Source organism: Nocardia sp. NPDC060255 (assembly GCF_042727395.1).
In the GTDB taxonomy this organism is placed as follows: Bacteria; Actinomycetota; Actinomycetes; order Mycobacteriales; family Mycobacteriaceae; genus Nocardia.
Genome location: NZ_JBHXAU010000034.1, coordinates 1 through 22,557, shown reverse-complemented (window position 1 = coordinate 22,557; position 22,557 = coordinate 1). Strand labels below are relative to the sequence as shown.

Here is a 22,557-nt window from a genome sequence, read left to right as displayed (position 1 = left end):
GGGGGGGCCCAACACCTCGTTTATCAACCCGCCCCCCCCGTGCGGGTGTTAAATTTTTGGGGGGGGGGGGGGGGGGCGCCCCCCCCCCCCCCCCCCCCGGGGAGGGGTGAACCGGGGCAGCCGATCCACCAAGGTCAACACCCTCCACTCTCCCTCCCCCACCTGAGCACTTCCCCCCAGCCCACCTGAGAGTCCCCTACGAACCTCACGCCCCGGGCAAACCATTGGATTTCCGGAATTGGACCTCCGCGCGCACGGAGCCACCGCCTGACGTGGACGGCCGGCGGCGTGGGCGAGGGACCTACGCCGCCGGCCGGCGGGGTGGTGGGCTCGGGCAGAGGCCCACCAGGCGAGTTATCGGAGTGGTCAGGCGATTCCGACTAGGTCAGCTTGCTCGCCGCACCTGAATGGTCGCCCCAGCGCAGCTGAGAGTCAGCTGGGAGCCGCGTGGACTCGGGGGCCGGGGCAGGTTCGGCGATGGCTCGTCAGACGGGTGGTGTCGTCTCTCCGGCCGACGATCCGTCTTGCGGCCAGGCGTGCGCTTCCAAGCGGGTTTGGACGCGCAAAACGTCTGTCTCCGAGGGCATCTCGTTGGTGATCTTGGTGATCATCACCTGGATGTCGGCCTTGTCGGCGGGCAGGTCGCCGGAACCCGCCAGTTCGGCGGCGATTTGGCGGACCTCGTCGTCGGAGAGGCGGCGGCGCAGCAGGGCGAGCAGCGGGATGTAGTCGGATTCCGGGACACCGTCCGGATATCCGGCCCGCAGCCAGTCGATGATGGCGTTCAGAAAGGGAGGCATCGGCGACCGGGTGCGCTCAGTCGACGTCGGGTGGTGGGGTGGCGAGCGGCCAGCCGCCCGCGGCCAGGTGCGAGGCCACCCGGACGACGTCGACCTCGGCGGGCTGCTCCTTCGCGACCCGCGCGATGGCGTCCTCGATCTCGGCGCGGGTGATCTCGCTGTCCGGGTTCGACGCCGCCAGCTCCTCGGCGATCGCGACGACCTCGAATTCGGTGAGGTGCCGGTGCAGTACCGCGAACAGCGCCACGTAATCGGAGGTCGGGATGCCTTGCGGGTAGCCCGCACGCAGCCAGCCGATGATCCGGCCCAGCACCCTCGGCCTGAGCTCTGCGGATTTCGCTTGATCGGTCACATCTCGCCCTTCAGGCCTGTCCGAACAGGTGGATGCCGAATTTCGCGGCAATGAAAGCCTTAGCGGTATAAAGGATTCCGGTGACAATCGCGGCGATGATCAGCCCGAAGCACACCACCGCGACGGCCAAAGCCGGGTAATTGCGTTGCGCGACACGGCCGTCCGCGGTGACCGTGTCACCGGTCGACCAGAACCGCACCCCGACCGCGAACACCAGCGGCAGCCCGGCCCCGAGGATCAGGCCGGCCAGCATGACCTTCCAGAGCGCGTTCAGGTTTGTGATGAGTGTGTGCACGTCTACTCCTCCTAAACCTGCGCCGACCGGGCCGACGTACCCGGCTCCGCGGTCGTGCCCGGTGTGCCGGATTCTGCACCATCTCGGCGGGCCGCGCCGTTCGGCTCGGCAACACCGACCGAATCGATCGGGCCACCCGGCGTGTCGTCCGGCCATTCGTTGACGTTGCTGGTGTCGACCGGATCCTGGCGCGACCGCACATACATCAGCCCGGAGAGCCCGAGCAGGATCGCGAACACCACCAGCACACCGGGCAGTCCGCCGATGTAATGCGCGATGGCCCAGCATGCCGCGCCCGCCAGGCCGGCGAGCGGCAGCGTGAGCAGCCACGCGACCACCATGCGGCCCATCACGCCCCAGCGCACCTCGGCGCCCTTGCCGATCCCGGTGCCGAGGATGGAACCGGTCGCGGTCTGCGTGGTCGACAGCGGCAGCCCGAAGTGGGCGGAGCTGAGAATGATGGCGGCCGAGGCGGTTTCAGCGGCCAGGCCCTGCGGTGATTCGATCTCCACCAGGCCCTTGCCGAGCGTCCGGATGATGCGCCAGCCGCCGAGGTAGGTGCCCGCCGCGATGGCGAGCGCACAGGCGGCCATCACCCAGATCGGCATGTCGGCGTTCTTGGTGAGCGTGCCGTGCGCGACCAGCGCCAGGAAGATGACGCCCATGGTCTTCTGCGCGTCGTTGGTGCCGTGCGCCAGCGAGACCAGCGAGGCCGAGCCGATCTGGCCCCAGCGGAAGCCCGTTTCCACCTTGTCGGGATCGGACTTCTTGGTGATCCGATAGACCAGCCAGGTGCCGAGGGCCGACACCAGCGCCGCGACGATCGGCGCGAGCACGGCGGGCAGAATGATCTTGGTGAGCACCCCGTCCGAGCCGGCGGCCCAGATCACGCCGCTCCAGCCGAGCGCGGCGAGGGTGGCGCCGATCAGGCCGCCGAAGAGTGCGTGCGAGGAGCTCGACGGCAGGCCGAACAACCACGTGAGCAAGTTCCAGAGAATGCCACCGACCAGACCGGCGAACACAATGATGAGTAGGTCATGGCCTTGGACGGCATCGAGTCGGACGATGCCCTTGGCCACGGTGGCGGCAACCGCCACGGAGAGAAATGCGCCGACCAGATTCAGCACTGCCGATAACGCCACCGCGACCCGAGGCCGCAGCGCACCGGTGGCGATGGAGGTCGCCATGGCGTTCGCGGTGTCGTGGAAGCCGTTGGTGAAATCGAAGGCGAGTGCTGTGACGATGACGATCAGAAGAACCAGTAATTCGACGGTCACGCATCTAGTGTGCGGTACTGGTCAATAGGATTGCCAGGTGGTTGCGGTTCACCGCGCGTCGCCCATGCGTTAAATTGGATCCTGTCCTCTATCGGCCTGGATACCGGCGCCGATCAGCCGAATCGGGTGCAACCCTTGTTCACTGGCTTACCAGCAAATCGATCTTCGATCCAGGCGTACGCGCCCGGAATGCCGCTGGTGCTCACGATGAAGTGTTCACCGAGATATACCTGAAAATCCACCTGGGTTCCGCCCCGGCACCAGTCCTGATAGAGGTTCTCGGCACCGGCCAGCGGTACCCACCATTCGTTCAGCCCGTGATACAGGAAAACGGGGATGGTCGGCGGCATCGCGCCGAGCCGATTCTCCGCCATAATCTGCCGGATGAACGGCAGCTCGGTCGGCGCGGGCACATCGGTGAGCGCCTCTACTGGAATGGGCGCGACGAGCCCGACGGTCTCCTCATGGGCCTCGCAGAAGTCCTTGCCCACCCGGACCAGACGCCAGCCGTTGTCGTTCATCAGGCCGAGCATCTCCGGATACTCGCGCGCCAGACCCAAGGTGGCGGCGAGGAAGATGCCGGAGGCGAAGTCCCTGCCGTTCATGGTGTGCAGCAGCATCTCGAAGTCGGCGGGCACGCCGCCGAACGCGACGCCGACCAGATTCAGTTCCGGCGCGTACGCCGGCGCCAGCTGCGCGGCCCACGCCGAGGCGATCGCGCCGCCGGAGTAACCGGTGATCGCGGTCGGCGCCGCAGGCTCCAGGCCGAGTTCGGGGGTGCGGGTCGCGGCCCTGATCGAATCGAGCACCGCGTGCCCGGCCATCAGGCCCGCCGCATACGCCTGACGCGGACCCTGATGATCAGGCACCAATACCGCGAAGCCCTTGGACAGCGGGAGCTGCGCCATCCACAACTTGCTCGACACCATGCGCAGCTCATAGGACGGCGCGCACTGGTTGCCGAGGGAGTCGATCGCCGGATTCAAGGTCACCAGCGGACGCGGTCCCTGGCCGGTCCACGGCGTCGCGGGCATCAGCAAGGTGGCGACCACCGGGACAGGCTTGCCCTTCGCATCGGTCGACCGCAGCAGCAGCTCGGTCGAGATCAGCGGGACACCCGTGACGCCGGTGCCGCCGGGACGAGACGCGAGAACCGTTCCCGGAGCCAGGGTTTCGAAACCGGCCGGCGGGTTGTAGAAGGGATCGCCGAGCGGCGTCGGCATGGCGTCGGCGATATCGCGAGACGGAAAGAGCAGGTCATCGATCGGATTCGCGTGCGCCATGGTGCCGAGCACCGCGCTGACCGCCAGGACCGCGACCAGCGCGATAGCGCGAAGCCGCCACACCACAGAACTCAACGTCTTCCCCGATCCCGAAGCAGCACACTGCCGAACCCACTGCCGTCCGGCCCGCCCCCGAACCCCTGAGGAGCCGTTATGTGCAGTGGCAGCGCAATCTTCGCACCACGGGCAGGCAAACCGCTCGACATCGCCGAGACTCCCGCGAGTCGACGCGAACGAGCGCGCCGTGCGACTTACGGCAGCAGGGCGCGGACTGCGTCGATGGTGTCGGCTTCGGCGGGTTCCTTGTCGGGGCGGTAGCGGACCACGCGAGCGAAGCGAAGGGCTACGCCGCCCGGATAGCGGGAGCTGACCTGTACGCCGTCGAGGGCGATCTCGACGACGAGTTTGGGCCACAGGTAGACGGTGTGCTCGTCGCGCTCGCGTTCGTGCCCCGGGAATTCGGCTGTCTGCCATTGGAGTAGCGCGTCGGTGAGGCCCTTGAAGGTCTTGCCGACCATGACCGGCTCGCCGGTTTCCGGGTCGCGGGCGCCGAGGTGCAGGTTCGACAGGTAGCCGGTGCGGCGGCCGTAGCCCCATTCGGCGCCGAGCACCAGCAGGTCGAGGGTGTGCGTCGGCTTGATCTTCTGCCAGGCCCGGCCGCGCCTGCCCGCCGCGTAGGGCGCGGACAGCGACTTGATCATCACACCTTCATGACCGGCCGCCAGTGCGTCGTCGAAGTACTCGGCGGCGGCCTCTTCGCCGGGGCGGATCAGCGCGGGAATGCTGTGTGCGGCAGCTACTTTCGTGAGTGCGGTGCGGCGCTCGGACAGCGGGGCGTCGAGCAGGTCCGTGCCGTCCAGGTGCAGGCAGTCGAAGAAATACGGATGCAGCAGCAGTTCTCGGGTGGAACTCACCTCGGCGAACCGGCTCATCGTCTCCTGAAAGGGGCGTGGCCGTCCGGCATCGGTGAGCGCCAGCGTTTCCCCGTCCAGCACCACGCTGGCGCAATCGAGCCCGGCGACCAATTCGACCAGCTCCGGCACGCTCGCGGTGATGTCGCGCAGCGTCCTGGTGAACACCCACACCCGCGAGCCGTCCCGATGCACCTGGATCCGCGCACCGTCCATTTTGATCTCGACACTCACGTCGCCGTCGAACTCGGTCATCGCACCGTCCAGCGTCGCGCCGGGCGAGGCGAGCATCGGCTGGATCGGCCGGCCCACCTCGAGCCGGAACTCGCCGAGCGCCTCGACACCGCCGGTCAGCGCGGCCATCGCGGTCACCGGCAGCTGACCGGACAGCATGTACGCCCGGCGCACCAGGTCGACCGGCACGCCGGCGGCCACGGCGACGGCCTCGCTGACGATCGCGGTGAGCGCCCCTTGCCGCAGCTCACCGGTCAGCAGGCGCACCAGGAACCCCTGCTCGGCCGCGGTCGCGGCGGTCCACAGCGCGATGAGCAAGGCCTTGCGGCGTGCGGCCGATCCGGCGCCGGAGGTCGCGGCCAACTCGGTGAGCGCGGCATCGACCGCCGAAACCGTCAGCGTCGCAACGACTGCCGGGGTAGTGTCCATTGCGGTCAGGGTGCGCCACCCGGTGCCGATCCGGCCCTGCCGGAGCTCACCGGAGGCCCAGGCGACCACCGGCGCGAGTTCGTCCGGCGCGGCGGCGGTCAGCAGCTCGGCGAAGGTGGCGATCTTCGTCTTGCGTGACCTGGTCGCGCGGACTGTCTCCGAAGCCTGGACGACATGCGAGAACAACACCCGTCGACGGTAACGCCTGCCTGTGACATATAGCTCAGCACTGCTGCTAATTCTCCCTTGGCAGGGTTGCGAAAGCGCCCATAAACTGGACACATGGCCAAGACTTACGTCGGGGCGCGGCTTCGTCAGCTGCGGACCGAGCGGGGGCTGAGCCAGGTCTCACTCGCCCAGAAGCTGGAGATCTCGGCGAGCTACCTCAATCAGATCGAACACGACGTGCGCCCGCTCACCGTTCCGGTGCTGTTGCGGATCAGCGAGGTGTTCGGGGTCGACGCGACCTTCTTCTCCTCCCAGGACGACACCAGGCTCATCGCCGAACTCCAAGAGGTCGTCATGGACCAGGAGCTCGGTATCGAGGCCGACACCCAGGAGATCGCGGACATGGTGTCGGCGCATCCCAGCATGGCGCGCGCGCTGGTCAACATGCACAACCGCTACCGCAACACCTCCGCCCAGCTGGCCGCCGCCACCGAGGACCGGTTCGCCGACGGTTCGGGCAGCGCGGCGATCAGCAAGCCGCACGAGGAGGTGCGCGACTTCTTCTATCAGCGGCAGAACTACATCCACGAATTGGACACCGCCGCAGAGGAACTCACCGCGCGCATCCGATTCCACGGCGGCGACGTGAACAGCGAGGTCGCCCGGATCCTGCGCGCGCACGACGTGCGCATCGTCGAACGGATCGACCTCGGCGAGGGCGTGCTGCACCGCTATGACGAGGACACCCAGCGGCTGGAGATCGCGCCGCACCTGTCCGGCGGGCAGCGCACGTTCAAGCTCGCCGCCGAGCTCGCCTACTTCGAATGCGGCGACCTGCTCGAAAAGCTGGTGGAGGAGGGCAATTTCGCCTCTGAGGACACCCGCAAGCTGGCCATGCTCGGCCTGGCGAACTACTTCGCTGCGGCAACTGTGTTGCCCTACACACACTTTCACGAGGTCGCCGAGGACTTCCGGTACGACATCGAGCGGCTCTCGGCGTTCTTCACGCAGAGTTACGAGACCATCTGCCACCGGCTTTCGACGTTGCAGCGGCCCAAGCTACGCGGCGTCCCGTTCTCGTTCGTCCGGGTGGATCGGGCGGGCAATATGTCGAAACGCCAGTCCGCCACCGGTTTCCACTTCTCCGCCAGCGGCGGCACCTGCCCGCTGTGGAACGTCTACGAGACCTTCGCCTACCCCGGCAAGATCATGACGCAGATCGCGCAGATGCCCGACGGCCGCAAATACCTGTGGGTGGCCCGCACCGTCGAACGCCGCGCCACTCGTTTCGGCCAGCCGAGCAAGACCTTCGCCATCGGCCTCGGCTGCGAGCTACGGCACGCGGGCCGGGTGATCTACGCCGACGGCATCGATCTCGACCAAGTCCAGCCCACTCCCATCGGGGCAGGCTGCCGCGTCTGTGAACGCCTCAACTGCCCGCAGCGCGCCTTCCCGCCGCTGGGCAAGGTCCTCGACATCAGCGAACACCGCAGCTCGGTCTCGCCGTACGTGCTGAAGTAGTCAGCTGCCGACAACGAAGGCCGACAACGCTGAATCGCGTTGCCGGCCTTCGTGTCCGGGTGTTCCGTCGGCTCACGCCACGGCGAGCGCCCGCCGTTGGATGCGCAGACCGACCAGGGTCATGGCCAGCGCGATGACCAACAGGGTGGCCAGGGTCCAGGCCAGCGCCGAGAAGCCGTGCGGGGCAGCGGCTGCCGCGACCAGCGGGCCCACCGTGGCACCCACATAGAAGCTGAACATCGCGACCGACATTGCGGCGGCACGGGATTCGCCGCCGAGTTCACCAGCGCTCTGCAGCACGGCCGGTCCGATGACGCCGAGGCCGCCGACGAGGACCGCGAGCAGAATGGTCAGCACGGCCAGGTGCGAGCCCTCGAAGGTGGCGGCCACCATGGCGGCCGCCGCGACCAGAACGCCGAGCATGATCTGGTAGTGCTTGGTGAGCCGGGCCAGCGGGATCGCCAGCAGCGGCAGCGCCACCATCACCGGCAGGGCGCCGGCCCGCAGGGCGAGCAGTTCGCCGGAACCCTTGACCACGCCGGTGAGCTCGAGGCCGGTGTAGATGCCGACCATCACCGCCATGCTCATCGAGCCCGCGACCAGCATCGGCAGCAACGGGCGGATGCGCAGCACCGCGGGGATCGCGGCGTAGCTGTGCCGCAGTGGCAGATCGCGCCCGGTCGGGGCGTCGTCGAGCATCACCCGGCGCAGCACGACCGCGAGCGCCACGAAGACGACGGCGGAACCGATGAACATGGTGCGCCACGGGAACGAGGCGACCACCGCCTGCGAGACGATCTGCGCGATCACCGTCGCGGCCAGGAACGAGGTGGCCACCGACATGGTCGCCACGGCGCGGTGCGCGGGCGTGATCCGGGTGGCCACATAGGCCATGATCGCGGGCGGAATCGACCCGACGACGAGGCCCTGCACGATCCGCAGCCCGACCGCGATCGGGGCACTGAACGCCAGGCCGGTCAACAGGGTAACCACCGCGGCCACGAGCATGCCGGTCATCAGCACCCGGCGGTGCCCGTAGCGATCCGACAGCGGCCCGAACAGCACGAAGCCGCCCGCATAGCCGAAGGCGAACGCGCTGATGATCCAGGTCATCACGCCCGAGCCGACATTCCAGTCCGCTTTCATGGCCGTGAACAGGGGAATCGGGATGTACATCTGGCCGGTCGCGAGCAGCGCGGACAGGACGAAGACGGGCACGGTGCGCGCGGTGTGCGCACGCGGGGATGCGCTCAGGGCGGGCGCGGCGGCCGGAGTACCGGTCGTGAGCGGAAGGGTCGGCGTTGCCATGAAGACGACACTAGGACTGCGACAGATCGATTGTCAACCAAATAGTTGGTTTAATGAGATGGTAAAATCGCGGTCATGACGGCCACCATCAAGCGCAGCGACGCGACCAAGCAGGCGTTGTTGCGTGCCGCGCGAGACGAATTCGCCGAATACGGCCTGGCAGGCGCGCGCGTCGATCGCATCGCCGAGGCCGCGGGCGTGAACAAGGAACGCATCTACGGCCTGTTCGGCAGCAAGGACAAGCTGTTCGACGTCATCCTGATCGACACCATGCGCGAGTTCATGGACGTGGTCCAACCCTTGACCGAGACCGACCCGGGCCGGTACGTCGGCAAGCTGTTCGACTACCACAACAACCACCCGCAACTACTGCGGCTGCTGCTGTGGGAGGGCCTGCATCGCGGCGTCGACGCACACGACATCGACGGCTGGCGCGCGCAGCACTACGAGCAGAAATTCGACAGGGCCATCGAACAATTCGGCGTCGACGCACAGTACGCCGGACGCTTGCTGCTCGCCCTGTGCGGCATGTCCAACTGGAGCCTCGCCGTGCCGCAGACCACCCGGCTGCTGCTCGGCAACGCCGCCGAGGACAAGGACGCGACCCGCGAGTTCATGCAGGAATTCGCCAAGGCGGCAATGCGCAATCTCCCGCCCGCGATGAAGGCAGACCCGCCGGTGTCACCACCGGAAACCGCACCGGTCAACACCTTGACCACTCGGGACGATCAACCCACCAGGGTCGACCGAGCAGCCCAACGCCTCCGCGAGGCCCAGGCAGCCGCCGACGCGGCCCGCGACGAACTCGCCGCCGCCCTACGCGACGCCCACGCCGAAGGCACCAGCGCCAACCAACTCGCCCGCGATGTCTCGGGCACGCTGTCCCGCCCCGTCGTACTCAAACTCCTCGCCGACTGACGCCCCCGGGCCCACCCGCACCGACCGAAGGCGCCCTTCGCTCGGTCCAGTCGAGTGAAGGGCGCCTTCGGTCAGGTTGTGGTGTTAGAAGGCGGCTTCGTCCAGCTTCATGATGTCGTTGTCGATCGCGGCGATGATCGCCGTGTTCGCGGTCAGCTCCGGCAGTACGTTCTTCGCGAAGAAGCTTGCCGCAGCGATCTTTCCGGTATAGAAGGGCCGATCCTTCGCGGGCGCTTCGGCCGCCAGTGCGGCGGCGGCGATCTCGGCCTGCACCAGCAGCCGCCAGCCGATGAGCAGGTCGCCGACCGAGAGCAGGAAGCGCACCGAGCCGAGGCCGACCTTGTACAGCTCGTCCGGATCCTGCTGGCCCGCCATCAGATAGCCGGTCAGCGTGGCCGCCATCGCCTGCACATCGCCCAAAGCCGTACGCAGCAGCTCGCGTTCGGTCTCGAACCGGCCGCTCTTGGTGTCCAGGAACGCGGCGATCTGCCCGGTGACGTGCCCGATCGCCACCCCCTTGTCCCGAATGATCTTGCGGAAGAAGAAGTCCTGCGCCTGGATGGCGGTGGTGCCCTCGTAGAGCGAGTCGATCTTCGCGTCGCGGATGTACTGCTCGATCGGGTAGTCCTGCAGGTAGCCCGAACCACCCAGCGTCTGTAGCGATTCCGTCAGGTACTGGTAGGCCCGCTCGGAACCGACACCCTTGACGATCGGCAGTAGCAAATCGTCGACCCGGTGCGCCAATTCGGCGTCCGCGCCCGAAACCAGCTGCGCCACATCGGGATTCTGATGCGCTGCGGTGTACAGGTACACCGCACGCATGCCCTCGGCATACGCCTTCTGCATGGCCAGGCTGCGCCGCACATCGGGATGCCGGGTGATCGGCACCCGCGGTGCGGCCTTGTCAGTCATCTGGGTCAGATCGGCGCCCTGCACGCGCTCCTTGGCGTACGCGAGCGCGTTCAGGTACCCGGTGGACAGGGTGCCGGTGGACTTGATGCCGACCACCATGCGCGCGTTCTCGATCACCTGGAACATCTGCGCGATGCCGTTGTGCACGTCGCCGACCAGCCAGCCGACCGCGGGCACGTCGCCGCCGAAGGTCAGCTCACAGGTGGGCGAGGACTTCAGGCCCATCTTGTGCTCGAGATTGGTCGCGAACACGCCGTTGCGGGCGCCGAGTTCCAGCGTCTCGGCATCGAACAGGAACTTCGGCACGTAGAACAGCGAAAGGCCCTTGGTGCCGGGGCCCGCGCCCTCGGGGCGGGCGAGCACCAGGTGGAACATGTTTTCCGCGGTGTCACCGACGTCGCCGCCGGAGATGAAGCGCTTGATGCCCTCGATGTGCCAGGTGCCGTCGGGCTGTTCGGTCGCCTTGGTGCGGCCGGCACCGACATCGGAGCCCGCGTCCGGCTCGGTCAGCACCATGGTGCCCTGCCAGCCGCGTTCGTAGCCCTGGGTGGCCCAGTGCTGCTGCTGTTCGTTGCCGACGTTGTAGAGCACCGCGGCCATCACCGGGCCCATGTTGAAGAAGCTCGCCGCCGGGTTGGCGCACATGATCAGCTCCTGGACCGCCCACACCACCGCGGCGGGCGCGGGCGTGCCGCCCATCCCCTCCGGCAGCCCGAGCCTGCTCCAGTCGGCGTCGTGCACGGCCGTGATGGTCTTGCGCAGCGCGTCCGGCACCGTGACGGAGTAGTTGGCCGGATCGAAGGCCACCGGATCGCGGTCGGCGGGCGCGAAGGACTCCGCGATCGGCCCCTCGGCCAGCCGCTTCACCTCGGCCAGGATCTCGCGCACGGTATCGGAGTCGAGATCGCCGTAGGCGCCCGTATCGAGCAGCTTGTCCAGCCCGAACACCTCGAACAGATTGAACTCGATGTCACGCACGTTCGCCTTGTAGTGACCCACGACGGTCCTCCCAGGTTTCGGCCGTTTTGACGATGTACAAACGCAGCCTGCCGTACCGCGGTCACGCTACGCAACCGTAGGCTCGCGGCCACCTCACCGGGGTTCACCAGACGGTAACCGCAAACGTTCACACGGCCGAAACACAGGCAACGGACTCGTCACCGAGAGATATTCCGGCGCAACAACTTCTGTCTAACGTTCGCACCACGAATACACCGCCTGTATACATCCCGGTCGACAGCTTTGACCGGGGCAAAGGCGGAGGTATTCGCCGCGGTGCACGTCGCGCCGCCGAACTACCTGATGAAGTGAGAAGGGTCCCGCCCCATGTCAGATTCCCGTGCCATCCATCGACACCGCTCCCGGCGCATGGTCAAGGCGATGGCGGTACCTACCGCAGTGGCGCTCGCCGGTTTGTTGCTGACCGCCTGTGGCGCCAAGGACGACGCCACCACGACCGGCTCGAACGCCGCCTCCTGCGTTGACACGTCGAAGGACTCGATCAAGATCGGCTCGCTGCACTCGCTGTCCGGCACGATGGCGATCTCCGAGGTCACCGTCGCCAACTCGACCAAGCTGGCGGTCGACCAGATCAACGCCGCGGGCGGGGTCCTCGGCAAGAAGGTCGAGCTGGTGCTCGAGGACGGCGCGTCGGACCCGAAGACCTTCGCGGAGAAGGCCGAGAAGCTGATCAGCTCCGACTGCGTCGCGGCGGTGTTCGGCGGCTGGACCTCGTCGAGCCGCAAAGCGATGAAGCCGAAGTTCGAGAGCCTGAACTCGCTGCTCTACTACCCGGTGCAGTACGAGGGCCTGGAAGACAGCAAGAACATCTTCTATACCGGCGCGACCACCAATCAGCAGATCATTCCGGCCCTGGATTACCTGAAGCAGAAGGGCATTACGTCCCTCTACCTGGTCGGCTCCGACTACGTCTTCCCGCAGACCGCCAACCGTGAGATCAAGGCGTACGCGAAGGCCAACGGCATCGAGATCAAGGGCGAGGACTACACCCCGCTCGGCTCGACCGACTTCTCCACCATCGTCAACAAGGTGCGTAATGCCAAGGCGGGCGCGGTATTCAACACCCTCAACGGCGACTCGAACGTCGCGTTCTTCCGCGAGTACACCAACGCGGGCCTGAAAGCCGCTGAGATGCCGGTGGTTTCGGTGTCCATCGCCGAGGAAGAGGTCGCGGGCATCGGCGCGCAGAACGTCGCCGGGCAGCTCACCGCGTGGAACTACTACCAGACCGTGGACTCCCCGGTGAACAAGAAGTTCGTCACCGACTACAAGGCCGCGTTCGGCGCGGACAAGCCGACCTCGGACCCGATGGAGGCCGCGTACGCATCGGTCTACCTGTGGAAGAACACGGTGGAGAAGGCGAAGTCGTTCGCGGTGGCCGACATTCAGGCCGCGGCCGACGGGGTGACGTTCGAAGCGCCCGAGGGGCTGGTCACCGTCGACGGCACCAACCACCACATCACCAAGACCGCGCGGATCGGCGAGATCCGGCCGGACGGGCTCATCTACACCGTGTGGGACTCGGGCAAGGCCGTGACGCCGGACCCGTACCTGAAGTCCTACGACTGGGCCAAGGGCCTCAAGTAGTTCGCCCGATCGGTGTGGGGTGGCGGTGATTTCGCGGCCACCCCACACCGGCCCGATATCCGAGGAGTCCTTATGGACGTCGTGATCGGCCAGCTCTTCACCGGGCTGAGTCTGGGATCAATTCTGTTGCTCGCCGCGCTCGGCCTGTCGCTGACCTTCGGTCAGATGGGCGTGATCAACATGGCGCACGGCGAGTTCATCATGGCCGGGTGCTACACGACTTACGTTGTGCAGAAGGTCATTTCGTCGGCCGGTGTGTCGCTGGTCGTGTCGCTGCTCGTAGGCTTCCTGGTAGGCGGCCTGCTCGGTGCGGCGCTGGAGATGGGCCTGATCCGCTGGATGTACGACCGGCCGCTGGACACCCTGCTGGTCACCTTCGGTGTCGGGTTGGTGCTGCAGCAGCTGGCCCGTGACATTTTCGGCGCGCCCGCCAAGAATGTCGTCGCGCCGGAGTGGCTCAGCGGTGGTGTCACCATTCTGGGCGCGGTGGTACCGAAGAGTCGCATCTTCATTCTCGTGCTCGCGGTGGCCGCCGTGATCATCCTGGCCACGGTGATGAAGACCACGCCGATGGGGCGGCGCATCCGGGCCGTCGTGCAGAACCGCGGTCTCGCCGAAACCAGCGGTGTGTCAAGTCGTTTCACCGATATCAGCACGTTCTTCATCGGCTCCGGCCTGGCCGGTGTCGCCGGTGTCGCGCTGACGCTGATCGGTTCGACCAGCCCGACCATCGGGCAGAGCTATCTGATCGACGCCTTCCTGGTGGTGGTGATCGGCGGACTCGGCCAGATCAAGGGCACGGTGATCGCGGCGTTCGCGCTCGGCCTGCTCAACTCCTACATCGAGTACTCGACGACGGCATCGATCGCGAAGGTCATCGTGTTCGTCGTCATCGTCATCTTCCTGCAGGTTCGTCCGCAGGGTCTGTTCACCGTGCGCACAAGGAGCTTGGCATGACCACGCTGGTAGAACGGTGGCGCGCGCACTCGACCTTGACCGCATTGGGTGGCTTCGGCATCGCCGCGATCCTGTTGTTCGCGGTCGCGCCGGTCGCGTTGAGCGAGTTCCGGCTGAACCTGCTCGCCAAGTTCCTCTGCTTCGCGATCGTCGCGGTGGGCATCGGATTGGCCTGGGGCCGAGGCGGAATGCTCACGCTCGGGCAGGGCGTGTTCTTCGGCATCGGCGCCTACATCATGGCGATGCATCTGCAGATGGCCGATGCGTCGCGGCTCGGTAATGATGTGCCGGAGTTCATGGAGATCTCCGGTATTCGCGAATTGCCGTCGTTCTGGCGACCTTTCGCGTCCGGGCCGGTGGCGTTGATCGGGATTCTGGTGTTGCCCGCGCTGGTGGCGGCGGTGCTGGGGTACGGCGTGTTCAAGCGGCGGGTCAAGGGTGCCTATTTCGCCATCCTGAGCCAGGCGCTCGCGGCGGCGCTGGCGATCCTGCTGACCGGGCAGCAAGCAATCGGTGGTTTCACCGGGCTTTCCGACTTCCGGGCCTTCTTCGGGTTCAAGCTGTCCGATCCGGCGAACCGGAAAATGCTGTTCTTCATCGCGGCGGGCACGCTGCTGGTGGTGGTCGCGCTGGTGCGGCAGCTGATGCGCAGCCGGTACGGCGAATTGCTTGTCGCGGTGCGGGATCAGGAGGAGCGGGTGCGCTTCCTCGGGTATGACCCGGCCAATGTGAAGATCGTCGCGTACGTGGTCGCGGCGTTCTTCGCGGGTATCGCCGGTGCGCTGTTCACGCCGATCGTCGGCATCATCTCGCCCGCCGACATCGGCGTGGTGCCGTCCATCGCGTTCCTCATCGGCGTCGCGATCGGCGGCCGGACCACCCTGCTCGGCCCGGTGCTCGGTGCGATCGGGGTGGCCTGGGCGCAGACGGCGTTCTCCGAGGAGTTCCCGTCCGGGTGGACCTACCTGCAAGGCGTGCTGTTCATCGTGGTGATCGGCTTCATCCCGGCCGGGCTGGCAGGCGTCTGGCCGATGCTGAAGGGGTTGCTGGACAGCAGATTCCGCCGATCCGAACCGGTCGCCCCGGCGCCGGTCGTCGTCGAACCGCAGCCCGAGATCGAGCCGGAGAAGGTGGAATCCCGATGACCACAACCACACCCGAGCCGAAGCTCGGCGGCAATGCCGGAATGTCGAGCGAGTATCTCGAAATCCGCGGTCTCTCCGTGAGTTTCGACGGGTTCAAGGCGGTGACCGATGTCGATATCACGGTGCTGCAAGGGGATCTGCGCTTCCTGATCGGCCCCAACGGGGCGGGCAAGACGACGTTGATCGACGCGATCACCGGGCTGGTCCCGGCGTCCGGCTCGGCGCAGAAGACCGGCGTCGAGCTGCTCGGCAAGAAGGTGCACCAGATCGCCAGGCTCGGCGTCGGGCGGACCTTCCAGACGGCGAGCGTGTTCGAACAGCTCAGCGTGCTACAGAATCTCGATATCGCCGCCGGTGCGGGGCGTTCGGCGCTCACCATGCTGCGGCGCCGCAAGTCGGTGCTGCCCGGCATCGAGGAGGCGCTGGAGATCACCGGGCTCGGCGACCTGCGGGACAAGCCCGCCGGCGTCCTGGCGCACGGCCAGAAGCAGTGGCTGGAGATCGGCATGCTGCTGGTGCAGAACGCGTCGGTGCTGCTGCTCGACGAGCCGGTCGCCGGCATGAGCGCCGAGGAGCGCGAGGAGACCGGAAACCTGTTGCGCCGCATCGGCGGCGAACGCGTCGTCGTGGTCGTCGAGCACGACATGGATTTCATGCGCGCGTTCGCGAGTTCGGTGACCGTGCTGGCCGGCGGCAAGGTGCTCAGCGAGGGCACCGTCGAAGAGGTGCAAGCGGATCCGAAGGTGCAGGAGGTTTATCTGGGCACCGCGGCGGCGATCGGCACGGCCCTCGAAGATGAAACCACCGTGAAGGAGTCCGTCTGATGCTCGAGCTCATCGATATCCACTCCGGCTACGGCAGGAGCGAGGTGATTCACGGTGTGTCCGTGACTGTTCCGGACGACAGCGTGGTTGCCATCATGGGACACAACGGCGCGGGCAAGACCACCTTGCTGCGCACCGCGGTCGGGCTGATCGGGACCAAGTCGGGTCAGATCAAGTTCGACGGCGAGGCGATCACCAAGATGGCCCCGTCGCGGCGGGTCCGCCGCGGCCTCGCGTATGTGCCGCAGGGGCAACAGAGTTTCCCGCAGTTGACCACCGCGGAGAACCTCCAGGTGGTCGCGGACGGTCGCAAGCGCGGCAAGGCGCTGATCGACGAATCGCTCGATCTGTTCCCCGCGCTGCGGGAACTGCTGAGCCGCAAGGCCGGTCTGCTCTCCGGCGGGCAGCGCCAGCAGTTGGCGATCGCGCGTGCGCTGATCACCGAGCCGAAGCTGCTCATCCTCGACGAGCCGACCGAGGGCATCCAGCCGTCCGTCGTCGCCGAAATCGAGCGGACCATCATCGATCTGACGCAGCGCGGCGGGTTGAGCGTGCTGCTGGTGGAGCAGCACATCGGCTTCGCGCTGCAGGCGGCACAGCACTATTACATCCTGGCGTCCGGTCGCGTCACCTCCACGGGTGCGGGCGGCGCGGGCGCGGAGACCGCGGTCCGCTCGGCGATGGCGATCTGAGCTGACCACCATGCCGCGCCGGGGGCGGATCCCGTTGGGCGAGCGCGTGTATCACTCCCTGCGGCGGGATCTGGCCACCGGGATCTTCGTGCCGACCGAACGGCTTCGCGAGGAACGTCTCGCGGAGATTTACGGGGTGTCGCGCACCCCGGTGCGGGAGGCGCTCGCACGATTACAGGCCGACGGGCTGGTCGAGCGGCACTCCGACGGGCTGTACCCGTACCGGCCGCGGCTCGACGAGCTCGACCACCTGTACGAGCTTCGAATCGTACTGGAGGCCAGGGGAATTCAACGAGCAAGTGCCGACTCTCCGGAAGCAGCCAGGCCCGCGCACGACCTCGCCCTGATTCGAGCCGAACTCGAGGTCTGGCGCACGCTGCGCGACAACCCGCCCGAGCCGGGGCCCGCGCTGGTCGCCGACGAGCAGTTTCACACCGCACTACTGGCAGCGGCGGGCAATACCGCACTGGCAGAAGCACTTACCGCGGTACACACCCGGGTGCGCCCGGTCCGCACCCTGGACGTGCCGACGCCGGATCGCATCGCCACCATGACCGCCGAACACATCACGATCGCCGAGCAACTCCTGTCCGGGAACGTGAAAGCCGCGCTGCACACCCTCACCACACACATCGACATCTCCCGCGCGCATGTCCTCGCCCGTGCCCAACGCGCGCTCGAACTAACCAAACTGGCTCGGGCCGTCCGGGATTGACGTCGCGAAAGATCAGCCGCCCAGCTGAATGACGGGTGGCATTATCCCGAACATATTCGGGGAGTGGACGATCGAGGTGCGCTCAGCAGTCCTGTTGGAACGGCCAACAGGGGTGATACGACGTCGGGGGCGGCGCCGGCGTCGGCGTGACGCTGGTTTCCTGCGGCTTCGGGTGCGAGGAGTCGTGGGCCAGCGAGGTGGCGATCACCCCGATCACCGCGATCATCCCGATCACCGCCAGCGCGACCACCGTCCAGCCGGCGTACGAATGCCGTTTCGCCGGGACACCCGGTGTCGGCTCGACCCGCGGTTTGGGCGGGCGCGGAATGACGCTCGGCGACTCCTGCGCCACCTGCTCGAAGCCGGCCTCGACCAGGTCGGACCGGGACGGCGTGAGCTCGGCGAGACCGAGCGCAGTGCAGTCCCCGATCACCCGGTCGGCCGTCCACTTCCGTGGTCCGGCCGAGAAACTTTCGAGGTAGATGCGCAGTTCGGTGGCATCGGCGACATTGCCGACGACCACGTCCAGACCCGGTCGCAGATTGGTCCGCGACGGCCGCACCACCGCGCCGCGGAACGGGACGAGCACGACCGCGCCGCACACGTGCCCCGGGTCGAGCAGTGCCCGCTCGAGCGTCGTCTTCACCGCGGCGATGCCGTGTTCCAGCCGATCGGACGGGCTGCCGGACGGCTCGTCCAGGTCCGCGTCGGCGTCGCTGATCTTCCACGGGCTGTCGGCGGCGATGCTGAGAATGCCGCTCTGCCTGCGCCGGAAGCCTTTGACCTCGAGCACCGTAAGCCCGCGCGGCGTCCAGATCACCGCATCGATCTGCCGGTCACCGACCTGCAGGTCGATCATGGCGAGGGCGGCCGTCGGGTACGAACGCAGGCATTCGACGAATTCTTGTTCGGCACCGGAGAGCTGCGCCCCGGGCTTGACCCTCACCAGCATGTCGAGCTCGTCCGCCTCTCCACGTTCGTCAGGCCGGGCTACCTGCGCGCCGCATTCGCTGCGCGACCGGCCTGCGATCGAGTGCATGGCGAGCTCTGGGTGCCCCCACGAGTTACCCGTCTCCGCACGAAATCGATCGTAACGGTGGAATCGCCAGCGTGCGCAGGCAATTCGGCACCGCAGCGACCGATGGACCATTTAGTGTCGATCACGGCCTCGATCCGGCGCGTACTCGCCGGTAGGCTGACGGCTCGGCCCGGCACCGCCTGGCCGCTCGCCCAACCACGCGGAGGAGTCGACCAAGCATGGTTTCAGCGCTGCGACCACGCATTTCACCCGGACGACTGCGCGAGCTGGGTCCGATCAACTGGGTTGTCTGGCAGGTACTCTCCAAGGCCGCGGGCACCGATGACGCACACCTGTTCAGCACCCTCGGCCGCACCAAGGGACTGTTTCGCGGCTGGCTGCACTATTCGGGCAAACTCATGCCCGGCGGTCGGCTGCCACGACACGAATCGGAACTGGTCATCATTCGCGTCGCCCACCTGAGCGGTTGCGAATACGAAATGGACCACCACATTCGGCTCGGCAAGCGAGCGGGAGTGACGGCGGAGATCCTCGAGCGCCTGCGCACCGGGCCGGAAGCGCCTGGTTGGTCGGACAAGCACCGCGCACTGCTCACCGCCGTCGACCAGCTGGTGCAGACCCGCGACCTCGACGACGCGCACTGGGCGGCGCTGGCCGAGCACTACGACGAGCGCAGCCTCATCGAAATCGTGCTGCTGGTGAACCAGTACGAAGGGCTGGCGTCCACGATCACTGCCCTGCGTATCCAGCGCGACGGGGTCTAGCGCGCAGCAGGCGTGCGCGAGACAGGTTGGCGCTCAGGGGTTTTCGATGAGCTGGGCCAGGCCGTCGAGTACCCGGGCGAGGCCGAAGTCATAGGCGTGGTCGGCGCTGTAGGCGGAATCGTGGGTCTGGCCTGCGGCTGCCCCGACGCGGGCGCCCACCGGATACCGTTCCGCGTCGAAGACCTGTGCCAATAGCGGTGCCGCACGCTCCCACCACTGGTGATCGGACATCGCACTGTCCGCGGCCGCCCGTGCGGTGTCGATGGCGATGCGAGCCACCGAGGTGACGAAGCCGAGGACATAGGTGACCGACGCGTCCATCGTGACGTCGTCCAATCCGAGGCCCTCGAACGCACGGAGTTCGTGGTCGTACTTGGCGGCCATGCCCGGCCCGAGCGGCGGTCGGGTGGTCGGCAGGTAGGCGACCCACGGGTGCCGGGCCAGCATGGCGCGATTCTCGGCCGCGATCGTGGCGACCCGATCGCGCCATGGCAGGTCGGCGAAGTCCGCGCGGTCCATCTCGCCGTAGACCTTGTCCACCATCAGATCGATCAGTTCGGCCTTGCCCGGCACGTACGTATAAGTGGCCATGGGGGTCAAGCCGAGTTCGGTGGCGACCGCACGCATCGTGAGCGCGCCGATGCCCTCCGCGTCCGCGAGCTCGATGGCGGCCGCGATCACGGCATCAACGCTGCTGCGCTGCTTCGGTCCGCGCACCGGAGTCGCGCTGGGCACCCGCCACAGCAACTCCAGCGTGCGCACGGGATCGCCCGCGCTACTGCGTTCCTGCTTCCCGGAACGCTGTGTCTTCGCTTCGCCGGAGCGAGGCGGTTTCTCCGCGCCGGAGCGTTGCGCCGAACCCTCGTCCACCCTGCCTCCTCGTCTGGTCGTCCCGATCGTATCGGCGTGATCCAGGTCATAGTGCGACGGCTCGGGAATTCTTCTACAAAGTACAGCGTACTAAGTATAGAGTTATCGAGCCGAGGAGAGCCCATGAACATCACCGCTTCCGCCATCTCGCTCAACGTCGCCGATCCGCAGGCCTCGGCGAAGTTCCTGATCGACCACCTCGGCTTCACCGAGAAGATGTCGGCCGACGGGTTCGTCTCGCTGGACCGGCCCGATGCCGGACTGAACGTGATCTACCTGCGCACCGGGTTGACGTCCTTCAAGCCGAAGAGTGCGGCAGGCAGCGCGGGCGAGGGACTGCTCGTCGTGTTCGTGGTGGACGACATCGACGCCGAGTACGCCCGGCTGCGGGGCGAGGGCGTGCCGATCGTCACGCCGATCGAAACCGAGGAGTGGGGCGAGCGCTACTTCCAGATGAGCGATCCGAACGGCATCATCGTGCAACTCGTCCAGTGGGTCTAGCACAACCGGATGCCCGTCCACCGAAGGAATATTCGGCGGACGGGCATCAAAGATAGTGCCGCCGTGCGAATCTCAGGCAAGCGCCGCGCGGAATACGTCGACCGCGGAAGTCGACGGACGACCGAGCAGCTTCTGCAGGTCGCCGCTGGTCACATCGAGCAGGCCCTTCGGGATGCCCGCGTCCGCGTCGGCGAGCACCTTCGCGTAGTCGGTGTCCAGTCCGGCCTGCTGAAGGGCGGCGGCATAGTCGGCCTCGGGCAGATCCTGGTAGCGGACCGGCTTTCCCGCCGCCGTCGAAATCGCCTGGGCCAGTTCGGCATAGGTGAGGCGCTCGTCACCGCCGAGCTCGTAGACCTGACCGGCGTGCCCGTCGGTGGTGAGCACCTTCGCGGCCGCGTCGGCGTAGTCGGCGCGCGCCGCGCCCGCCACCCGGCCGTCACCGGCGGCGCCGTGCAGAACGCCGGACTCGACGGCGTGCGCGAGGCCGCCGAGATAGTTCTCCCAGTACCAGCCGTTACGCAGAATCGCGTGCGGCACAGTGGAATCCGCGAGCGCCGCCTCGCTGCCGATGTGCTCCTGGGCCAGGATCATCGTGTTCTGCGATCCCTGCGGAATGCTGGTGTAGACCAGCAGGTCGACGCCCGCGCGCTCGGCGGCGCGAATGACGTTGGTGTGCTGGGCAACTCGGGCGCCGAATTCGTTGCCGGAGACCAGCAGCACCCGGTCGACCCCGGCGAACGCGCGGTCCAGCGAATCGGCGTCGTCATAGCTCGCCTGGCGGACCTCGACACCCTGCTCGGCCAGGTCGGCGACCTTCTGCGGGTCACGCACGACGGCGACCGGCGTGACGCCCTCACGCAGCAGCGCCTGTACGACGAGACGGCCCAGCTGTCCGCTGGCACCGGTCACGGCGACGGTCATAACTACCTCCACGGGTATGTACGGTTCATTAAGCACTAACTATTAGTAAGTACTATGCATTCATACACCACTTTGGTCAAGTTGGGTACTATCGGTTGCATGAGTACGCAGCCGACATCGTCGCCAGACCTGGACGATCCGACGCTGGAACCCGACGTGTTCGCCAAGAACTGCACGTCACGGCCGGTTTTGCAGAACGTCGCGAGCCGCTGGGGCATCCTCGCCCTGGTCGCGCTGCGCGAGGGTTCGTACCGGTTCAGCGCGCTGCGCAGGCGGGTCGACGGCGTCAGTGAGCGGATGCTGTCACAGACCCTGCAGGCGCTGGAACGCGACGGCATGGTGCATCGCGAGGTGCACGAGACCATTCCGCCGCGCGTCGAGTACACGTTGACCGAGCTCGGCGCGCAGGTCGCCGATCAACTGCATGCGCTGGTCCTGGTGGTCGAGACGAACATGCCGCAGGTGCGCGACGCGCAGGCGGCCTACCACCGCGAGTGAGGCGGGCGGGGGAAGAGACCCGGATCACTACCGGTTGAATACCGGCATGGAACTCGCCCAAGCAGTCGACTTCGCCCGCGACCACCGCCGGTCCGTGCTGACCACCATCCGCCGTAACGGCCGCCCGCAACTGTCCAACGTGTTGCACGTGATCGGCGGCGACGGTCTCGTCCGCATCTCCATCACCGCGGACCGCGCGAAGTACCACAACCTGGTGCGCGAGCCGTGGGCCGCGATCCACGTCACCCGCGAGGACTTCTTCGCCTACGCCGTCATCGAGGCCATCGCCTCGGTCACCCCGGTAGCCGCGGATCCGCACGACGAGACCGTCGAGGCCCTCGTCGACTACTACCGCGCCGCGAACGGCGAACACCCCGACTGGGACGACTACCGCCGCGCCATGGTCGCCGACCGCCGCGCCATGGCGATCCTCACCCCGTCGCACGCGTACGGCATGCTCTGATCAGTGCTGCTTCAGCTCCGAGACGGTGACGAATCGGGAACGAAAAACGGTGGCGGGGAGGAGCACGTGGTCAGCGCGCACCACCGAGGTGCCGGAGCCCGCGGAACTTAGTAAATTCGCGCCGGGCGCGGCGGGGAGCAGAAGGGCGGCGCC

General features: G+C 67.1%; 23 protein-coding genes. 12 read left to right on the top strand and 11 right to left on the bottom strand.

Annotated features, from left to right (window positions below; translation table 11 throughout):
- Window positions 1-485: 485 nt before the first annotated feature.
- From ACFWF1_RS39330 to ACFWF1_RS39305, 6 genes are all read right to left on the bottom strand, one after another.
- Window positions 486-800, bottom strand: coding sequence for a DUF3349 domain-containing protein (locus ACFWF1_RS39330; RefSeq protein ID WP_379284372.1), 315 nt, complete (start codon window positions 798-800; stop codon window positions 486-488).
- A 16-nt stretch (window positions 801-816) separates the two neighbouring features.
- A complete protein-coding gene (locus ACFWF1_RS39325) occupies window positions 817-1,152 on the bottom strand; it encodes a DUF3349 domain-containing protein (RefSeq protein ID WP_379284371.1) in 336 nt (111 codons plus the stop codon).
- Window positions 1,153-1,162: 10 nt separating this feature from the next.
- Window positions 1,163-1,447: a hypothetical protein gene (locus tag ACFWF1_RS39320; RefSeq protein WP_379284370.1), complete on the bottom strand. Its 285-nt coding sequence runs from the start codon at window positions 1,445-1,447 to the stop codon at window positions 1,163-1,165.
- 11 nt (window positions 1,448-1,458) lie between these two features.
- The gene (locus tag ACFWF1_RS39315; RefSeq protein ID WP_379284369.1) at window positions 1,459-2,724 is read right to left on the bottom strand and encodes an anion permease; all 1,266 of its coding nucleotides are present in this window, start codon (window positions 2,722-2,724) and stop codon (window positions 1,459-1,461) included.
- Between the two features lie 113 nt (window positions 2,725-2,837).
- A complete protein-coding gene (locus ACFWF1_RS39310; protein ID WP_379284477.1) occupies window positions 2,838-4,073 on the bottom strand; it encodes a lipase family protein in 1,236 nt (411 codons plus the stop codon).
- 185 nt (window positions 4,074-4,258) lie between these two features.
- The gene (locus tag ACFWF1_RS39305; RefSeq protein WP_379284368.1) at window positions 4,259-5,770 is read right to left on the bottom strand and encodes an ATP-dependent DNA ligase; all 1,512 of its coding nucleotides are present in this window, start codon (window positions 5,768-5,770) and stop codon (window positions 4,259-4,261) included.
- A 93-nt stretch (window positions 5,771-5,863) separates the two neighbouring features.
- Between ACFWF1_RS39305 and ramB the strand changes: the two genes are divergently transcribed.
- Window positions 5,864-7,270, top strand: a complete 1,407-nt coding sequence (ramB, locus tag ACFWF1_RS39300) for an acetate metabolism transcriptional regulator RamB (protein WP_379284367.1) — start codon at window positions 5,864-5,866, stop codon at window positions 7,268-7,270.
- Between the two features lie 72 nt (window positions 7,271-7,342).
- On the opposite strand, the gene ACFWF1_RS39295 is transcribed toward ramB, so the two are convergent.
- Entirely contained in the window at window positions 7,343-8,578 is a 1,236-nt protein-coding gene (locus tag ACFWF1_RS39295; RefSeq protein ID WP_379284366.1) for an MFS transporter, read from the bottom strand.
- 75 nt (window positions 8,579-8,653) lie between these two features.
- On the opposite strand from ACFWF1_RS39295, the gene ACFWF1_RS39290 reads away from it, so the two are divergent.
- The gene (locus tag ACFWF1_RS39290; protein ID WP_379284365.1) at window positions 8,654-9,496 is read left to right on the top strand and encodes a TetR/AcrR family transcriptional regulator; all 843 of its coding nucleotides are present in this window, start codon (window positions 8,654-8,656) and stop codon (window positions 9,494-9,496) included.
- An 84-nt stretch (window positions 9,497-9,580) separates the two neighbouring features.
- Here the strand turns inward: ACFWF1_RS39290 and ACFWF1_RS39285 are convergent, their stop codons facing one another.
- Window positions 9,581-11,407 (bottom strand): acyl-CoA dehydrogenase, encoded by a 1,827-nt coding sequence (locus tag ACFWF1_RS39285; RefSeq protein WP_379284364.1) that lies wholly within the window; start codon window positions 11,405-11,407, stop codon window positions 9,581-9,583.
- Between the two features lie 369 nt (window positions 11,408-11,776).
- Here ACFWF1_RS39285 and urtA point away from each other — a divergent pair, with 369 nt between their 5' ends.
- The 6 genes from urtA (at window position 11,777) to ACFWF1_RS39255 (ending at window position 17,348) form a co-directional block, all read left to right on the top strand.
- Window positions 11,777-13,015: an urea ABC transporter substrate-binding protein gene (gene urtA / locus ACFWF1_RS39280; protein WP_379284475.1), complete on the top strand. Its 1,239-nt coding sequence runs from the start codon at window positions 11,777-11,779 to the stop codon at window positions 13,013-13,015.
- Between the two features lie 72 nt (window positions 13,016-13,087).
- Window positions 13,088-13,972, top strand: coding sequence for an urea ABC transporter permease subunit UrtB (gene urtB / locus ACFWF1_RS39275; RefSeq protein WP_379284362.1), 885 nt, complete (start codon window positions 13,088-13,090; stop codon window positions 13,970-13,972).
- Window positions 13,969-15,117, top strand: a complete 1,149-nt coding sequence (gene urtC, locus ACFWF1_RS39270) for an urea ABC transporter permease subunit UrtC (RefSeq protein ID WP_379284361.1) — start codon at window positions 13,969-13,971, stop codon at window positions 15,115-15,117. The genes urtB and urtC overlap by 4 nt, the downstream gene beginning before the upstream one ends.
- Window positions 15,114-15,941, top strand: a complete 828-nt coding sequence (gene urtD, locus ACFWF1_RS39265) for an urea ABC transporter ATP-binding protein UrtD (RefSeq protein WP_379284360.1) — start codon at window positions 15,114-15,116, stop codon at window positions 15,939-15,941. The genes urtC and urtD overlap by 4 nt, the downstream gene beginning before the upstream one ends.
- Window positions 15,941-16,633: an urea ABC transporter ATP-binding subunit UrtE gene (urtE, locus tag ACFWF1_RS39260; RefSeq protein ID WP_357385207.1), complete on the top strand. Its 693-nt coding sequence runs from the start codon at window positions 15,941-15,943 to the stop codon at window positions 16,631-16,633. The genes urtD and urtE overlap by 1 nt, the downstream gene beginning before the upstream one ends.
- Before the next feature lie 10 nt (window positions 16,634-16,643).
- Window positions 16,644-17,348, top strand: coding sequence for a GntR family transcriptional regulator (locus ACFWF1_RS39255; RefSeq protein ID WP_379284358.1), 705 nt, complete (start codon window positions 16,644-16,646; stop codon window positions 17,346-17,348).
- Window positions 17,349-17,430: 82 nt separating this feature from the next.
- On the opposite strand, the gene ACFWF1_RS39250 is transcribed toward ACFWF1_RS39255, so the two are convergent.
- Entirely contained in the window at window positions 17,431-18,300 is an 870-nt protein-coding gene (locus ACFWF1_RS39250; protein ID WP_379284357.1) for a nuclease-related domain-containing protein, read from the bottom strand.
- Between the two features lie 317 nt (window positions 18,301-18,617).
- On the opposite strand from ACFWF1_RS39250, the gene ACFWF1_RS39245 reads away from it, so the two are divergent.
- Window positions 18,618-19,151, top strand: a complete 534-nt coding sequence (locus ACFWF1_RS39245) for a carboxymuconolactone decarboxylase family protein (RefSeq protein ID WP_379284473.1) — start codon at window positions 18,618-18,620, stop codon at window positions 19,149-19,151.
- Window positions 19,152-19,184: 33 nt separating this feature from the next.
- Here the strand turns inward: ACFWF1_RS39245 and ACFWF1_RS39240 are convergent, their stop codons facing one another.
- Complete coding sequence (locus tag ACFWF1_RS39240; RefSeq protein WP_379284471.1) at window positions 19,185-19,913, bottom strand: TetR/AcrR family transcriptional regulator; 729 nt, start codon at window positions 19,911-19,913, stop codon at window positions 19,185-19,187.
- Between the two features lie 231 nt (window positions 19,914-20,144).
- On the opposite strand from ACFWF1_RS39240, the gene ACFWF1_RS39235 reads away from it, so the two are divergent.
- Window positions 20,145-20,522, top strand: coding sequence for a VOC family protein (locus tag ACFWF1_RS39235; protein ID WP_379284356.1), 378 nt, complete (start codon window positions 20,145-20,147; stop codon window positions 20,520-20,522).
- A gap of 72 nt (window positions 20,523-20,594) precedes the next feature.
- On the opposite strand, the gene ACFWF1_RS39230 is transcribed toward ACFWF1_RS39235, so the two are convergent.
- Window positions 20,595-21,443, bottom strand: coding sequence for an SDR family oxidoreductase (locus ACFWF1_RS39230; protein ID WP_379284355.1), 849 nt, complete (start codon window positions 21,441-21,443; stop codon window positions 20,595-20,597).
- Between the two features lie 99 nt (window positions 21,444-21,542).
- On the opposite strand from ACFWF1_RS39230, the gene ACFWF1_RS39225 reads away from it, so the two are divergent.
- Both ACFWF1_RS39225 and ACFWF1_RS39220 read left to right on the top strand, forming a co-directional pair.
- A complete protein-coding gene (locus ACFWF1_RS39225; RefSeq protein ID WP_379284354.1) occupies window positions 21,543-21,941 on the top strand; it encodes a winged helix-turn-helix transcriptional regulator in 399 nt (132 codons plus the stop codon).
- A 46-nt stretch (window positions 21,942-21,987) separates the two neighbouring features.
- Entirely contained in the window at window positions 21,988-22,404 is a 417-nt protein-coding gene (locus tag ACFWF1_RS39220; protein WP_379284352.1) for a PPOX class F420-dependent oxidoreductase, read from the top strand.
- Window positions 22,405-22,557 lie beyond the last annotated feature (153 nt).